This is a genomic window from Maribacter sp. MS6 (assembly GCF_056839185.1).
The window spans coordinates 3,597,613-3,609,794 of the sequence record NZ_CM166389.1 but is presented as its reverse complement, the minus strand read 5'-3'; the positions used below and the strand labels follow the sequence as shown (position 1 = coordinate 3,609,794).

Genomic DNA, 12,182 nt, shown 5'->3' with positions numbered 1-12,182 from the left:
TCACAAGATTTCTTTGTTTTTTCCGTTTAACTAAAAGGACAAATTGGTGTCCAAGACAAAACTTATGGCTATGAAACGAAGAACTATTTTATTTTTGTTGACTCTGGCTGTTTCTATTGTGAGCTGCTCCTCAGAAACTGAACAGATAGAAGTGAGTATCCCTGACGACAATTCAGCCTATTTTCCACCAATTGGGTCGGACGACTGGGAAACCATTTCCATAGCCGAACTAAACTGGAATACGGATGCGCTACCGACCCTATTGGAGTATATAGCATCCAAGGACACCAAAGCGTTTCTGATCTTAAAAAACGGTAGAATAGCGGTTGAATGGTATGCACCAGAGTTCACCAAAGATTCGCCATGGTATTGGGCATCGGCAGGAAAAACATTGACCGCCTTTACCTCAGGTATTGCTAACGAAGAAGGTTTTCTGCAATTGACAGATAAAACGTCGGCATATTTGGGTGAAAATTGGACATCTCTTCCCAAAGAAAAAGAAGATTTAATTAGCATCTGGAACCAGTTGACCATGACCACTGGTTTGGATGACACCAGAGGCGATTGTAAAACGCCGGATTGCCTCGTTTATATTTCGGATGCCGGAACACGTTGGTCGTATCACAATGCACCCTATACCTTGATACAAGATGTAATTACAAACGCCACTAATACCGATTTTGAAAACTATTATAATCTAAAATTGAGGGACAAGATTGGAATGACGGGACAGTGGCTTTCCACCAATGGTTCCAATAACGTTTACTGGAGCACCGCGAGAAGTATGGCGCGTTTTGGACTTTTGAACCAACGTGATGGTGTTTGGGAAGGCACAACCATTTTGGGGGATACAGACTTTTTGACAAGCATGAAAAACACTTCGCAAGATTTGAACAAATCCTATGGATACCTGTGGTGGCTAAACGGAAAGGAAAGTGCCATGATACCAAAATCGCAAATTGTTTTTGATAGAGCACTAATCCCCAATGCTCCGAACGACCTTTACGCCGGACTCGGTAAAAACGACCAAAAATTATACATTGTACCCAATCAAGATATCGTAATTGTTAGAATGGGAGAAGAAACGGGAATAGACACCCTAGGTCCTTCCAGCTTTGATGATGAACTTTGGGGTTATATAAATAATGTTATCAACTGATTTTTTAGCAAAAAAAACTACTGTACCACATTATTAAAACACATAGATGGCATGGCTATTCATAACCAACAGGCATTTTTCGTTTTGGAAAAGCTTTTTCATAAGCCGCGCCCAATCGCAACAGCTGCGCTTCTTTAAATTGGTTTGCTATAAAAGTAAGACTTATAGGCTCTCCCGAATTCTTATACCCCATTGGCACTGTGAGCGCAGGATACTTCGCCACAGCTGCATAACCTGCATGATAGTTGTTAATAGATAGTACGGCATCTAAATTATGTGTATCCATTACGGTATCGAAAAAACTACGCCCGTTTGTTTGTAAGTTTCGCTTGATTTCCTCCAACCCGATATTACTTGTTGTATCCATTAAAATTCCGTGAAAAAGGGCTTGTCCGTAAGGAATTCTGATGAGTGAGTCGGCCGAATTAAAAGCCACTGCATCCGAAATACTTTTGATTTTGACCTTTTCAGGATCGGTATTAGTTTCAAGATATACAGGTAAATCGTTTCGCATATCAATATTCAGTATGCTTCGAAATCCTTCCATGGAAATCTCTGGAGGGGTAAATTCAATGACTTCAGCCCCTAGATTTCTCAATTGTTCTATAGTAGACCTATAAATAGAATCGCTTTCGAGCAGAGACGAGAAAGCTCCAAGTCGCATTTCCTTGAAATCCGTAGGATGTAATCCGGCAGATACAATTCCGGGAAAATTTTCTTGAACCGAAGCTCCGTCCAACGCGTCATAACCAGTCATAGCGGACAACAAAATGGCAGCATCGATACTGTTTTTAGTCATAGGGCCAGGCGTATCGAGCGTACTGGAAATAGGAACGATTCCAGAGCGACTCAATAAGCCGATGGTAGGTTTTAAACCCACTACAGAATTTTGACTACTGGGCGATAAGATAGACCCAGATGTTTCGGTGCCTACAGCCGCAACGGCATAATTGGCCGCTACAGACGTACCACTACCAGAACTGGAACCGCCTGTTTCAAACAAACCACGGCCATAAGGATTCATAGTTTGACCACCAACCGCACTGTACCCGACAGGGCAACCGGTGCATAGGAAATAGGCCCATTCGCTCAAGTTTACCTTTCCGAGGATCAATGCACCATTTTTTTTCAGTCGCTCTACGATAAAGGCATCTTCCACTTCGTTATCAATCAAGGCAATACTGCCAGCCGTAGTTTTCATTCCAGCAGTATTAATATTGTCCTTCAAAAGAATGGGCATGCCGTAGATAGGATGTTTGGACTCAGGTACCATACCCTTTTTGACGAGTAGGTCCAAAGCCCTAGCTTTGTCAAGGACATTCTCATTTAATGCCAGTATAGTATTTAATGTAGTTTTATTATCCAATTCAAACGTATATATGCGATATAAAAAAAACAAGACCAGATCCTCATACGTCAACGATCCCTCTTCAATACTATTTTGAATCGAAAAAATGTCTTGCTCTAAAATCAATGGTTTTAGTGTCTCATAAGATTCTTTAGTCATTTTGGATACTTCCTCGTACAGCGGAAGAAATACATCGTTCTTATCCAAAACTTTAGATTGAATCATAGAATATCGCATGCGCTCTTTTTCGTGATCGGCATTGGCTTTCACATCGGCAGCATCATCATAAGGCTCCCAAATACGAAGGGTTTCGTTAGTTTTTGCATTATCCTGTTTACAAGATCCAAGAATTACTAAAAAGAGTAGAAGCAGTATATTTTTCATTACTAATCGGTATTTGTAGTATACAGTTTTTTCCAATCCCTAATATTTATTTGGTTTATACGCACAAACTCGTCTTTACCTAACGATTGCGCCAAATCCTGAGATTTCTTCGCGGATACAATCGCCTTCTTGTACATGCCTAGTTTTGCAAGGAGCAAGGATTTAATACGATAAAAATAATACGTTTCACCTCCCAATTTCAATGCTTCGTTTACATAATCCAAAGCTAGGGTAGTTTGTATTCCTTGCTCTTGATAATAACGTGCAATTTCATAGTAGGTCTGCGCAGTTGGACTATTAGTGAGTTGTAGCCGAATCTGCTGCTCCATGATTTCTTGGGTATTCACTACAATAGGAATATTGATTTTAGTAGTTGCCCAATGCCAAACCATATTCACAGAATCATGTGTAAGCGCATCGAATGAAATTAAAAAATTCTCTTGAAAATCTAAAACCTTGGTAGGCGTAACGGTAACTCTTAGTGCATCTTCATCAGGGTCGTAATCCAATCTACCGTCTCCCCAATGCGTGGTATTCTTGTGAAAAACGATTTCCCATTCGCCTTCAGACGGGAAAGCATAAAGGGCATACATTCCCTTTTTAATGGGACTTCCCATAACCATTACATCAGTATCAAAAGTAATCTTAGTAGAAGCATTGGCTCCAACGCGCCAAATACGACCATAAGGAACCAAGCCTGGAAGCCCATTACTATCAAAACCAAAAATTAATCTTCCCCTTGCGGCCGGTCTGGAATATGCTATGCCGATCTTTGCCAAACCCACTTGTTGTTCAATTTTAGAAAAAGGACTTGCCTTTGGATGTTCTAATTGAGACCAAGAAACGGTGTAGATACTTAGGGCCGCTAAAAATACGAAAATCTTCAATCGTTTATAGTAAAGAAAGAATCGACAAACTCATACTTATTAAATACCTGTAAATCCTCTATACCCTCACCTACCCCAATATATTTTACAGGAATTTGAAACTGGTCGGAAATTCCTATCACAACACCACCTTTTGCGGTACCGTCCAGTTTTGTAACCGCTAAAGCTGTTACTTCCGTAGCTTTGGTAAATTGCTTGGCCTGTTCAAAGGCATTTTGCCCGGTGGATCCGTCCAATACCAATAATACCTCATGCGGTGTTCCTTCTACTACTTTTTGCATTACCCGCTTCACCTTGGTCAATTCATTCATCAAGTTTACTTTGTTATGTAAGCGACCCGCGGTATCAATTATCACCACATCTGCATCTTGGGTAACTGCAGAACTAAGCGTGTCAAACGCTACAGAAGCCGGATCGCTTCCCATTTGCTGTTTTACTATGGGTACGCCAACACGGTCTGCCCAGACCTGTAACTGATCAATTGCAGCAGCCCTAAAGGTATCTGCAGCTCCTAACACCACTTTATAACCTTGTTTCTTTAACTGATAAGCCAATTTACCTATGGTTGTTGTTTTGCCCGCACCATTTACACCTACGACCATAATCACATAAGGCTTTTTGTCTTTTGGCACTTGAATCTCTGTAGCATCCCCTGTATGGGTCTCCGATAATAGGCCAGCTATTTCTTCTCGTAGTATTCCATTCAATTCGTCAGTACCCATGTACTTATCCTTGGCCACCCTGGCTTCAATACGCTCAATAATCTTTAAGGTGGTGTCCACACCAACATCGGAGGAAACTAAAACTTCTTCCAAGTTATCCAGTACATCATCATCTACCTTGGACTTTCCGGCAACCGCCTTGCCTAGCTTAGAAAAGAAGCTTGTTTTGCTTTTTTCTAGACCTTTATCCAAACTTTCCTTCTTTTGGGAAGAAAATATCTTTTTAAATAAACTCATTGTAGTATGTAATAATAACTCAAATATAAAAATTAAAAAGCCCCTTCCGTAAGAAAGAGGCTTAATAACTTTTAATTAATGTTGTATTACTTTTTTGCAATCCAAGCATCTACCAATTCTGGTGCCATAACTGACTCAACAAAAACATAAGCACCAGATTTTGGTGATTTTACCATCTTGATAGCTTTTGTTAATCTTTTGGAACTTGTTTGTAAACTTGCTACGGTCTTCTTTGCCATGACTATTTATTTTGTTGTCGTTTCCGTTCTAACGAAAACTTATTTAATTTCTTTATGAACTGTCATTCTCTTTAGAATAGGATTGAATTTTTTAATTTCCATCCTTTCTGGAGTGTTTTTCTTGTTCTTGGTAGTAATATACCTAGAAGTGCCAGCCTGTCCCGACTCTTTATGCTCGGTACATTCTAAAATTACTTGTATTCTATTGCCTTTTTTTGCCATCGTAATCTATAATTTTCGGGATTATTTTACCAATCCTTTAGCTTTAGCCTCTTTCAACACAGCGGAAATACCTTTCTTGTTGATACTCTTTAAAGCTCTTGCAGATACTTTTAAGGTAACCCAACGGTCTTCTTCCGGAATATAAAATCTCTTTTTAGAAAGATTTACATCAAATCTTCTTCTGGTCTTATTAATAGAGAAGGAAACGTTATTTCCGAACATCGCTCTCTTTCCGGTAATTTCACAAACTTTAGACATTGTGTCGAATTTTTCTTTTAAACAGGGTGCAAATTTATATCATTTTTATCTTTCCGACAACATTCTACTTCACATTTTTGCAATTTCTTTTTGAAGTAGTTCAAAGGCCTTATTTACAGACTTTTGTACAATCCGATCTCTATGGGTTCCCATTTGAAATTTTTCTACAAAAACATCTTCTGGAGTAGCTATAGCGATACAGACCGTTCCAACCTCTGCATCCGAGTCTCCTTTGGCGGGACCTGCATTGCCCGTTGTTGCAATGGCAAAATCGGTTTTCATTAATTCCTGTACGCCAACCGCCATCATAACCGCTACTTGTTCGCTAACTACAGAATATTCGGCTATTAACTTTTCGGGAACGTTTAACACCCTTATTTTAGTTTCTGTCGCATAACTTACCACGCTCCCCTTAAAATAAACGGATGCTCCCGGTATGGCAGTAAGTTTAGCAGCAATTTTACCTCCTGTAAAACTCTCTGCCGTAGCCAAGGAAGCACCTTTATCCGTAAGCATTTTAGCTACCACTTCCTCTATTGTTTCCTCGTCTTCGATACCATAGACAATATCACCTAGCAAGGGTAGCAACTTTTTATATTCCATTTCTATAGCTGCCATCAACACCTTAAAGTCCGGGCCCTTAGCTGTAAGTCGCAACCTAACCTTTCCTAAATTGGGCAAATAGGCAAGTTTTACAAAAACCGGCAGTTCATCTTCCCAAGTTTCAATTTTCTGTGCTATGGCACTTTCCCCTAGTCCATAAGTAACCACGGTTCTATGGACAATATGAGGACGCTCGTAAAATGCCGTCAATTTAGGCAACACTTCTGCCTTCATCAAATTCTTCATTTCAAACGGAACACCAGGCAGGGAAATATAGGTGGTATCGTCTTCATGAATCCACATACCAGGAGCCGTACCATGGGCATTGTGAAGTACTTCTGCCTTACTAGGCAATAGTGCCTGCTTTCGGTTTAAATCTGATATTGGGGTGGAGATATGTTTAGCAAAAAGATATTCTACATGGTCTAACACACTTTTGTTTTCGACCATTACATCATTGAAAAAAGTACAAAAGGTATGCTTGGTAATATCATCCTTTGTAGGGCCGAGCCCTCCGGTAACAATTACAATATCAACTTTTAATTTTGCTTCGGCCAAGGCACTAAGAATATGCTCTTTCTCATCTTGTACCGAACTTATCTGGTAGACTGATACCCCTATTTTATTGAGTTCCTTAGCGATAAAAGCAGAATTGGTATCTACAATCTGACCGATAAGTATTTCATCACCAATGGTAATTATTTCTGCAGTCATTAGCAGTCAAAGTCGTTTTTTAATTCGGAAACAACCTGATGTATATCGTTCTTTAATGAAGGAAAAATCCGTTTGATTTCTTCCATATTAGATTCGCTTTTACCCAGTGTTTCTATCTCCAAAGCAGCAGCTCGGGTCTGTTCCATTCCCAATAAATCTACATTAGGCTTTATTTTGTGTGCCAACTGATAGACCATTTGATAATTATTTTCCTCCAATGCGGTTTCCAAAGCCAACAAATCTTCTGGAACCTCTTCTAAAAAAACAGAAACTACAGAATTAATAAAATCCTGATCACCTTCTGCCATCTCATTAATTTTATCAAGACTGTAAATCATTATTTTATTCTTAAGTTAAAAAGTTCCTTGTTTTCCAAACTGCCGGAAAGATAATCATTTGCAGCTACTTTCCCAACACCGGCAGGCGTACCCGTAAAAAGCACATCACCCTTCTTTAACATAAAAAAGGTGGAGACATAGGCTATGAGTTCGTCGATTTTCCAGAGCATAAGACCTGTATTACCTGATTGAACTATCTCATCGTTCTTTTTTAGCTCAAAGTTAAGGTTGTTCAAATCCTTAAAATCAGTTTTAGGTAGCCACTTTCCTATAACTGCGGCGCCATCGAACCCTTTAGCTTTTTCCCACGGTAATCCCTTTTCTTTTAGCATTGCTTGTAAATCCCTCGCCGTAAAATCAATTCCCAAACCAATTTCATCGTAATAGGTATGAGCAAAAGATTCGCTTATGTGCTTTCCCACTTTTTTAATTTTTACCAACACCTCCACTTCGTAATGGATGTTGTCGGAAAACTCGGGAATATAAAAATCCTGCTCTTTTGGTAATACCGAGGAATCCGGCTTTATAAATACGACGGGTTCCTTAGGTTTTTCATTTTCAAGTTCTTCAATATGGTCGGTATAATTCCTACCTATACAAATGATTTTCATTTATAGCTATTACGTTTTATAGGTTTTTATGTTCCTCTTGGCGCTATCTTTACTATGGACTATGTCGTAATCGCACTGTTCAATTATAGTCAAAAAAAGAATCAACTTAGCTAACCTAACTTATTATTTAACTTGCTCAACTTAATTTGCGTCAATATTTTTTTTGTGTATAATGGAAAATCGGCATTTAACATCCAACCAAAATATCCGGGTTCTTTCTCCAGAACGTCATGCACTTTTTTACCTTTGTGTTTCCCAAAGGAAAATATCTCTTCATCTTCTTCGTCCAAAGCTATAAAACCGGCAAAATCTACGGATTGTTTTCTTCGCGAAAATTCAGATAATTTTTTTACATTGTTTTCTAATTCTGGGTAACGATCTAATTGCGAAAGTAATACTTCATAAGTAGCATTGGTATCTGCCGCAGCACTATGTGCATCTGTTAAATCCTTGTCACAGTAAAATTTATAGGCAGCGGCTAACGTACGTTTTTCCATTTTGTGAAAAATAGTCTGTACGTCTACGGAAACGGTATTCTTCATGTCAAAATCTATACCCACACGTAAAAGCTCCTCTGCCAAAAGTGGAATATCGAACCGGTCGGAGTTAAAACCGCCCAAATCGGCATCCTTGATCATGTTGTAAATTTTTTTCGACAACTCTTTAAACGTAGGCTCATTGGCTACTTTTTCGTTTGAAATACCGTGAATAGCTATGACTTCCTCGGGTATAGTCATCTCAGGGTTTACGAGCCAAGTTTTGCTTTCTTTATTACCATTTGGAAAAACTTTTAAAATAGCAATTTCTACAATACGATCCTTTGCAACATTTGTTCCGGTAGTTTCCAAATCAAAAAAGCAAATAGGTCTGGTAAGCTTTAAATCCATCTTTGAGACTTTTTACAAATATAGGTTTTAGAGAATTGTCTGAAATAGAAAGGAAGGATAATTGGGTCGATACTTTTAAATGTATTTTGACATAAATAGCACAGCGCCTACAATCTTAGATTGATGATATTATTAAAGGCGGAACCAAAAGTATATCTAAGACCTACCCTAAAGCCCAATTCGAAATCTGTGGCAATCTGTTTTTGCTGCAAAAGTACATCTTCTAGTGAAGCATCACCTGAAGGAAGATTTATTTGATCTCTAATCACATCAAAACTACCAGAGAACGAAACTGCCAATCCTTTGAAAATACGGATGGACAAGCGCCCGAACAATTCTATCCGGTTACGTTGAAAATCCTCTAAGAATGCAGAACCTCGAAGCCGAGTATAAATATTTCCCCAAGGTTGGCGATAGTTAAGTTGAATGTCCAATGAGTGGTTGAAAATACCCTCGGCGTCTTTTTCAAAAATTGTAGTGTCTATGTAATCATTATAAAAATATCCGACACGATACGCAAAAACAATTTCCCTGCGCAATACTTCATTATATGGAAAGATATTGTATTCCAAAGCGGGAGTTATCGCAGCAGAAACATTTATATTGGTAAAGGTATTATGGCGTGCACCGGCAAAAATACCGGCAGACCAGTGATCGGATAAGCTACGTACCACGCTACCATACATAGAATAGCGTATTCGTTCACTTGTAAACGTTTCATTATTCTGTTCAAATTCTGCCCGTGACTGGTTTAATTCGCCATCTGCACGGATACGCCATTTTTCAGTTACACGGTCGCTTTCAAATCCAAATTCATATTCAAATTCGTTCCTACTGGTTTCCTTGTCCAATTGCGCCTCACCGTAGATTTCAAAAATCCAATTGTTCCAAGGGTCATCAAAATCGATATTCTGTATTTCCTTGGCTCCTTGATTGTCAATATTGTAACTTATGTTCTTGGCCAAATCGGACTCTATTAGATACAAGAGCAGTCCCACCTTGATCTGTTTTACCAAACCTTTCCGCACCTCATCGGGAGTCATATTGGGATTGGTATCATAAGATAGTTTGTTAACAAAACCTTCGTAATCCCGAGTACCCTTAAAATCCAACACATAGGTTCTACCACCAGAGCCATTAGTTACGTCGTAGATGAATAGTTGAATGTTGGCCAGAGCCTGATCACGTACATGCCGGACAAATGTTATTTCCTGTTGAATGTACCTGCTATCACAATTACACTCAACGAACAATTTGAGTGCTTCCTTATTCTTAGGTAAGGGTGGCTGCTGGCTTACTAAAACAAAAGGTAGAAGAATTAAAAACAATAGGGATAATCCCCATTTCACAGAATTAGATATTGTCATACTTACGATTACGCGCAAAATTAATCCTAAATATAAAATATTAGGTGCCCTATCGATAAACTTATTAGCTGAACAACCTTTAAGATTGGCCAAACATCAAACCTCGCGATTTACGTCCCAAGCCTCTAAATAGTCTGCCACGGCCTTGGCAAACATACTACCAAGAGCCCCATTGACCACACGATGGTCGTAACTATGGGATAGGTACATTTTACTTCTGATACCAATAAAGTCGCCTTCGCTGGTTTCTATAACAGAAGGTATCTTTCGAATGGCACCTAATGCCATTATACCTACCTGTGGCTGATTGATGATCGGTGTTCCAAAAACACTACCAAAAGTTCCCACGTTAGTCACCGTATATGTGCCATCTTGCACTTCATCTGGCTTTAGGGCATTATTACGGGAGCGAGTTGCCAAATCGTTTACCACCTTTGCCATTCCTACTAAGTTTAACTGGTCTGCATTCTTGATTACAGGAACAATAAGATTGCCATCCGGTAAAGCGGCAGCCATCCCTATATTGATATTCTTTTTCTTGATTACAGAATCGCCGCTAACCGAAATATTCATCATAGGATATTTCTTTAAGGCTTTGGCAATAGCCTCCATAAAAATAGGGGTAAACGTGAGTTTTTCACCTTCTTGCTTCTCAAAGGCAGATTTCATTTTCGTTCTCCAATTAACAATATTGGTCACATCTACTTCTATAAAACTTTGCACATGAGCGGATGTGGCCACGCTATCTACCATGTGTTTGGACACCAATTTGCCCATGCGGGTCATGGCAATTACTTCGTCTCCTTGTGCAACTTTTGCAGGAGCCTGAGTTGTTTTTTCGGTTGTTTCAAGCGTATTTTTGACAACAGGAGCAGCTACTTCTTTCGTTTCTGTTGCCTTTTCCGTTGTTTTTACTGGAGCACTAGGTGCGGATTTTTTAGTTGACACATATGCCAAAATATCGTTCTTGGTCACACGACCGTCTTTTCCCGTTCCAGAAATACGTTCCAATTCATCAAACGAAACCCCTTCTTCTTTCGCGATATTCTTTACCAGCGGAGAATAAAAACGTTCCGAACTTGCATAGTCCGGTACAGGGCCACTAACCGCGTCCTGCGCATTGGACAATGCTTTTTCTGCAGCGGCGACCATTTCCTCGGCTTCTGCAGAATTTTCTTCAACTGTTTCAACGGCTTCAACCTCAGATTCGGGTGCATCACCACTAAGTTCTATAATGGCAACGGTTTCGCCTACCTTAATCACGTCATCGACATCAAAGCACTTTTCTACTAAGATACCATCCACCTCACTTGGCACCTCACTATCTACCTTATCTGTAGCAATTTCAAAAATAGCTTCGTCCATTTCAATAGTATCCCCGACCTCCTTCAACCATGACGTCAATGTTGCCTCTGCAACACTTTCTCCCATTCGCGGTAGCTTCAATTCAAATTTTGACATATCGATAATTTATAAGTGCTTTTGTTCGTTATTTTTGCAAAAATAATAAAAATTAGAGTTATTTACTGATTTTATGTCAGTCTTATATCCTTTAATTAGTTCTAAATGAACCTTCAAAAGGCACCCTATTCAAAATACTCCTACCCAGCGTCACCTCATCTGCATATTCCAACTCATCGCCAACTGCAATCCCCCTTGCAATGGTAGAGGTACGTATTTCCATACCTTCTATTTGTTTAAAAATATAAAAATTCGTCGTATCCCCTTCCATCGTAGAACTTAACGCAAATATGAGCTCGTTTATTTCGCCCTCCTTAATGTTCGCAACTAAGGACGAAATTGTCAAATCTTGGGGACCAATACCTTCCATAGGTGATATTTTACCGCCCAAAACATGGTATTTACCCCTATACTGACCTGTATTTTCAATCGCCATGACATCGCGAATATCCTCTACTACACATACCAGTGAACCATCTCTCTTGGGGTTCGCACAAATCTCGCATAACTCTGTATCTGAAATATTGTGGCAGTTACTACAAAAACGTACTGTACTGCGCAATACCGTAAGTGCATTCGATAATTGCTCCGTCTGCCGCTCAGACTGCTTTAATAAATGCAGTACCAACCGCAAGGCCGTACGTTTACCTATACCTGGTAATTGTGACATTTCATAGACCGCATTTTCCAATAATTTTGAAGAAAACTCCATGCATACAAGTTTCGGGTAAAATTACGCACTATT

At 39.4% G+C, this 12,182-nt stretch carries 14 protein-coding genes; 1 reads left to right on the top strand and 13 read right to left on the bottom strand.

Annotated features, from left to right (window positions below):
* Positions 1 to 70 precede the first annotated feature (70 nt).
* On the top strand, positions 71 to 1,159 hold the full coding sequence (locus tag MS6x_RS15820; protein WP_482603418.1) for a serine hydrolase domain-containing protein: 1,089 nt from the start codon (positions 71 to 73) through the stop codon (positions 1,157 to 1,159).
* A 55-nt stretch (positions 1,160 to 1,214) separates the two neighbouring features.
* Here the strand turns inward: MS6x_RS15820 and MS6x_RS15815 are convergent, their stop codons facing one another.
* The 13 genes from MS6x_RS15815 to recR form a co-directional block, all read right to left on the bottom strand.
* Positions 1,215 to 2,891: an amidase family protein gene (locus tag MS6x_RS15815; RefSeq protein WP_482603417.1), complete on the bottom strand. Its 1,677-nt coding sequence runs from the start codon at positions 2,889 to 2,891 to the stop codon at positions 1,215 to 1,217.
* A 2-nt stretch (positions 2,892 to 2,893) separates the two neighbouring features.
* The gene (locus MS6x_RS15810) at positions 2,894 to 3,778 is read right to left on the bottom strand and encodes a DUF2911 domain-containing protein (RefSeq protein ID WP_482603416.1); all 885 of its coding nucleotides are present in this window, start codon (positions 3,776 to 3,778) and stop codon (positions 2,894 to 2,896) included.
* Positions 3,775 to 4,737, bottom strand: coding sequence for a signal recognition particle-docking protein FtsY (gene ftsY / locus MS6x_RS15805; RefSeq protein ID WP_482603415.1), 963 nt, complete (start codon positions 4,735 to 4,737; stop codon positions 3,775 to 3,777). Before ftsY ends, MS6x_RS15810 begins: the two co-directional genes overlap by 4 nt.
* An 86-nt stretch (positions 4,738 to 4,823) precedes the next feature.
* The gene (locus MS6x_RS15800) at positions 4,824 to 4,976 is read right to left on the bottom strand and encodes a DUF4295 domain-containing protein (protein ID WP_482603414.1); all 153 of its coding nucleotides are present in this window, start codon (positions 4,974 to 4,976) and stop codon (positions 4,824 to 4,826) included.
* A 39-nt stretch (positions 4,977 to 5,015) separates the two neighbouring features.
* Positions 5,016 to 5,198, bottom strand: a complete 183-nt coding sequence (gene rpmG / locus MS6x_RS15795) for a 50S ribosomal protein L33 (RefSeq protein ID WP_027075265.1) — start codon at positions 5,196 to 5,198, stop codon at positions 5,016 to 5,018.
* A 21-nt stretch (positions 5,199 to 5,219) separates the two neighbouring features.
* Positions 5,220 to 5,456, bottom strand: a complete 237-nt coding sequence (gene rpmB / locus MS6x_RS15790) for a 50S ribosomal protein L28 (protein WP_379934592.1) — start codon at positions 5,454 to 5,456, stop codon at positions 5,220 to 5,222.
* Positions 5,457 to 5,525: 69 nt separating this feature from the next.
* Complete coding sequence (locus MS6x_RS15785) at positions 5,526 to 6,773, bottom strand: competence/damage-inducible protein A (protein WP_482603413.1); 1,248 nt, start codon at positions 6,771 to 6,773, stop codon at positions 5,526 to 5,528.
* The gene (locus tag MS6x_RS15780) at positions 6,773 to 7,111 is read right to left on the bottom strand and encodes an Hpt domain-containing protein (RefSeq protein WP_482603412.1); all 339 of its coding nucleotides are present in this window, start codon (positions 7,109 to 7,111) and stop codon (positions 6,773 to 6,775) included. Before MS6x_RS15780 ends, MS6x_RS15785 begins: the two co-directional genes overlap by 1 nt.
* Positions 7,111 to 7,722 (bottom strand): fumarylacetoacetate hydrolase family protein, encoded by a 612-nt coding sequence (locus MS6x_RS15775; RefSeq protein WP_482603411.1) that lies wholly within the window; start codon positions 7,720 to 7,722, stop codon positions 7,111 to 7,113. Before MS6x_RS15775 ends, MS6x_RS15780 begins: the two co-directional genes overlap by 1 nt.
* Before the next feature lie 110 nt (positions 7,723 to 7,832).
* Complete coding sequence (locus MS6x_RS15770; RefSeq protein WP_482603410.1) at positions 7,833 to 8,609, bottom strand: 3'-5' exonuclease; 777 nt, start codon at positions 8,607 to 8,609, stop codon at positions 7,833 to 7,835.
* 107 nt (positions 8,610 to 8,716) lie between these two features.
* On the bottom strand, positions 8,717 to 9,976 hold the full coding sequence (locus tag MS6x_RS15765; protein WP_482603409.1) for a hypothetical protein: 1,260 nt from the start codon (positions 9,974 to 9,976) through the stop codon (positions 8,717 to 8,719).
* A gap of 96 nt (positions 9,977 to 10,072) precedes the next feature.
* Positions 10,073 to 11,437 (bottom strand): dihydrolipoamide acetyltransferase family protein, encoded by a 1,365-nt coding sequence (locus MS6x_RS15760; RefSeq protein WP_482603408.1) that lies wholly within the window; start codon positions 11,435 to 11,437, stop codon positions 10,073 to 10,075.
* A gap of 91 nt (positions 11,438 to 11,528) precedes the next feature.
* Complete coding sequence (gene recR / locus MS6x_RS15755; protein ID WP_482603407.1) at positions 11,529 to 12,149, bottom strand: recombination mediator RecR; 621 nt, start codon at positions 12,147 to 12,149, stop codon at positions 11,529 to 11,531.
* Positions 12,150 to 12,182 lie beyond the last annotated feature (33 nt).